This window comes from Rhizobacter sp. P3_B12 (assembly GCF_056402895.1).
Genome location: NZ_JBFUGN010000910.1, coordinates 1 through 2,483 on the forward strand (window position 1 = coordinate 1; position 2,483 = coordinate 2,483).

A 2,483-nucleotide genomic window follows, 5' to 3' on the forward strand; every position below is an offset into this window, starting at 1 on the left:
GCATGGTGCGGCCGTGGTAGCCGCCGGTGAAGGCGATGACCCCCGGGCGGCGGGTGAACGAGCGCGCGATCTTGACGGCGTTCTCGACCGCCTCGGCGCCGGTGGTCAGGAACAGCGATTTCTTCTCGAACGCACCGGGTGCCAGCGCGTTCAGCCGCTCGGCCAGCTCGACGTAGGGCTCGTAGGCCAGCACCTGGAAGCAGGTGTGCGTGTACTGGTCGAGCTGCGCCTTGACGGCGGCGATCACGTCCGGGTGGCAGTGGCCGGTGTTCAGCACCGCGATGCCGCCGGCGAAGTCGATGTAGCGCCGGCCTTCGACGTCCCAGACCTCGGCATTGCGGCCGCGGCTGACGAAGATGGGGTGCGCCTGCCCGACGCCGCGGGCGATCGCGGCCTGGCGGCGGGCCATCAGGGCGGCATTGGTCAGGTGGGCTTCGCGTTGCATGGCTTCACTCGGGTTGGCGGAAAATGCGATCGGCGGACTGTAGGCATCGCGAACGCGGGCCGCCATGTACAGACGGCGCGGCGATTCGGTGTACTGTGCAGGGCCGGGTGCCTGTACATGCAAGCCCCTATACGGTGCGCCACGCACGATGAAGTAACGCCTAGCTGCCACCGATGTTCACGCTGAACCCGAACTCCCCGATGCCGCTGGTCGGCCAGATCGTCGACGGCTTTCGCCGCCTGATTGCGGACCAGTCGCTCAAGCCCGGTGCCAAGCTGCCGTCGATCCGGGGCTTCGCGGCGTCGCACGGCGTCAGCGTGTTCACCGTGGTCGAGGCCTACGACCGGCTGGTGGCGCAGGGCTGGCTGACCTCGCGGGCCAACGCCGGCTTCTTCGTCAAGCGCCGCGCCACCGATGTGCCGGCGGCGATCCCGGTGCCCAGGCCGGTGGCCGACCTGCGCTTCAATGCGCAGTGGTACCTGAAGCAGATCTTCGAGAACCGCAACCTGCCGCTGAAGCCCGGCTGCGGCTGGCTGCCGCACGACTGGCTGTTCGAGGACGGCGTGCGGCGCAGCTTGCGCCAGATGGCGGCCGATGGCGCCGAACTGGGCGGCTACGGGCTGCCGCACGGCCACATGGCGCTGCGCATCCTGGTGGCCGAATCGCTGGCCGAGCACCAGATCGCGGTCGGCGCCGAGCAGGTGCTGCTGACCCAGGGCTCCAGCCAGGCACTCGACCTGGTGGCGCGCCGCCTGTTGAAGCCGGGCGATCCGGTGCTGGTGGACGATCCCGGCTACCCCAACCTGATGTTCATGCTGCGCTTCCTGGGGGCGCGGCTGATCGGCGTGCCGCGCACGCCGGCCGGCTACGACCTGCAGGCGCTGGAGGCGCTGCTGGCCGAGCACCGGCCGAAGGTCTTCTTCACGCAGCCGCGGCTGCAAAGCCCGACCGGCTCGGTGACGCCGCTGGCGCAGGCCTACCGGCTGCTGCAGCTGGCCGAGGCGAACGACCTGACCCTGGTCGAGAACGACATCTGCGCCGACATGGACCCGGAACTGCGGCCGTCGCTCGCCAGCCTCGACCAGCTGCGCCGCGTGGTCTACGTCGGCAGTTTCTCGAAGACGATCTCGCCGAACATCCGGGTCGGCTACGTCGTCGCGCGGCCCGACCTGCTGGACGAGCTGGCGCAGCTGAAGATGGTATCGGGCCTGACCTCGTCGGACATCACCGAGCGGCTGGCTTTCGGTGCGCTGACCGAAGGGCGCTGGCGCAAGCACCTGAAGTCGGTGCGCGACCGGCTGGCGGATGCGCACGGCCGGGTCGCGCAGCGGCTCACCGGGCTGGGGTTCGAACTGTTCGGCGAGCCGAAGGCGGGCATGTACCTGTGGGCGCGCCACCCCGACCTGCCCGACGGCGCCGAGCTGTCGCAGCAGGCGGTGGGAGACGGCATCATGCTCGGGCCGGGGCAGCTGTTCCTGGTCGAGCCGCGGCCCACCGGCTGGCTGCGCTTCAACGTGGCCTTCAGTGACGACGAGCGCTTGTATCGCTTCCTCGCGGCGCAGATCCGGCTGCAGGAAGCTGCATAGGTGCCCCTCCTTGCAGAGCTTGCGCAGTTTTGCGCGCRCAAAGGCGCGGGCGGGGGGTGTGGGGCTCGCCGGCCGGTGCGGTCATCGCCCCTGGCGGGGCGATGACTCCCCTGCGCTGCGCAGTTTGAAGGCCCGTCGCCGAAACTCCCTCCACTCACTTCGTTCGTTGTGGTCAAACAGTCGGCGACAGTCAGTGCACGAAGCGCGCTGGCGCGCGCGGGCCATCAAACTGCACAGCTCCGGCGCACCGTCCTGATTGGCGCTCCCCACACCCCCCGCCCGCGCCTTTGCCGAACCGGTGGCTCGATGCGTGCCAAGAACAAACCCGGGTGACACCCGGGCATCAACCTTCACTTGTTCGCTTGTCACCTCACCCAAAGAGCGGTGGTGCCCAAAGGCGCGTGCGGGGAGGCTGTGGAGCGCCAATAGGGACGGGGCGCCGGAGCTGGCTG

General features: G+C 69.5%; 2 protein-coding genes. One reads left to right on the plus strand and one right to left on the minus strand.

Annotated elements, in window-relative coordinates:
* Positions 1–445 (minus strand): aminotransferase class III-fold pyridoxal phosphate-dependent enzyme (locus AC1D01_RS29910; RefSeq protein ID WP_477872902.1); only part of this gene is annotated, 445 nt, incomplete at its 3' end.
* Positions 446–618: 173 nt separating this feature from the next.
* Between AC1D01_RS29910 and AC1D01_RS29915 the strand changes: the two genes are divergently transcribed.
* Entirely contained in the window at positions 619–2,031 is a 1,413-nt protein-coding gene (locus AC1D01_RS29915; RefSeq protein WP_477872904.1) for an aminotransferase-like domain-containing protein, read from the plus strand.
* The last annotated feature ends 452 nt before the right edge of the window (positions 2,032–2,483 follow it).

Excerpts from the sequence above, each read along its gene's own strand:
- AC1D01_RS29915 (WP_477872904.1), top strand. The coding sequence starts at position 619 with ATGTTCACGCTGAACCCGAACTCCCCGATGCCGCTGGTCGGCCAGATC.